Here is a 1,269-nt window from a genome sequence, read left to right as displayed (position 1 = left end):
AATACGCCGGTGATGCTGCAGGAAGTCGCGCAAGACGGTGGCCCCCTCGGCGACCCCATCCACAAAACCATCGGCCCCAGCGGCATGCTCGAAGTCACCGAGTGCACCGTGGACCGGCAGTATCGAGTCAGCTTTTATCCCAACGTTTCCAGGGACCACATCAAGGCGCTGTATGCCTCCTATCAGTCCGAGATCAGCTCGCTGGAAGGCCGCTTGCGCGACGAGTGGACGAGCACGTTCAAGCCGATATGGGAGCGCTATTCCAAGGCGGGTTATGGCGAGCGCTACACCTCGCTGCAACTGGCTTATGCGCGAGGCTTTGAAAACGTGCTTTACGGTCTGTGGGACGGTATTGCGCAGCTGTACCAGTGGTTGGCAGACATCAAGCCCAACAGCGAAAAGCTCCTGCAGTACCTCTCCCAAGCCGAGCTTGGAGCGCTGCTGAAGCTCAGTCATGAGGCGATTGCCAAGGGATTGTTGATGCTCAGCGACGAGCCGCTGCTGTTCATCTACCTGTCCGCGATGGTCAGTTGGATGCGCATGCTGCCGCCGCACTACCTGTTTGAGTTGCTGGGGGAAATCACCACCGAGGTGTTGCTCAACCTGCTGTTGCTGTGGGCTACGGGTGGCATGGGTGTGGCGGTACGCCTGGGTGCGCAGGTGCTGGGCAAGGTCAAGTCCGAGCGGGCACGGGAGTGGTTGGAGCAGATTGCCAGGCTAGGCGGTACGGCCCGGATGGACGGGCATGCCGAGGTGCTTAAGCCGTTATCGCTTCAGAGTCATGCAGTGCCGGTGAAAGCTGCGGCGGCGCCGTTGAAGGCTGGCGTGGACGAGATTTCCAACCCGGCACCGATGGTGCGGGAGCCAAAGACGGCGCGCACGGCGCTGGTGAAGCAAGAACCTGTGGATGATGCCCCGGCTTCGGCGAAAAACCCCAATGGGGAGGCGTCGGCTTGTGCAGTAGATACCTGTAAAAACGGCTGCCCGGTCTCGATGGTTACAGGTGAGGAACTGCTGACCCTCACCGATGGCTCGTTGGAGGGTGTGCTGCCGTTTGCCTGGACGCGGTTGTATCGCAGCAGCGCGGTAGAAGTGGATTGCGGGTTGGGGTTTGGCTGGAGTCATTCATTGGCCCAGCGCTTGGTGGTGAGCGGCGAATCGGTGGTGTGGACCGATCACGAGAACCGCAGCACCACCTTTCCCCTCCCTTCTGCTGCGCGGCCGGCCATCACCAATAGCCTGGCAGAAGCGGCGATTTATCTGGGCGCC

Annotated in this window: 1 protein-coding gene; it reads left to right on the top strand. The window is 61.0% G+C overall.

Translation table 11 applies throughout. The features are described 5' to 3' along the window. The coding region (locus LIY45_RS30490; protein WP_226478710.1) for a DUF6531 domain-containing protein at nucleotides 1–1,269 on the top strand (1,269 nt) is incomplete at both ends.

Source organism: Pseudomonas sp. MWU16-30323, from assembly GCF_020515595.1.
GTDB lineage: Bacteria > Pseudomonadota > Gammaproteobacteria > Pseudomonadales > Pseudomonadaceae > Aquipseudomonas > Aquipseudomonas yamanorum.
This window is presented reverse-complemented; position numbering and strand designations above follow the sequence as displayed.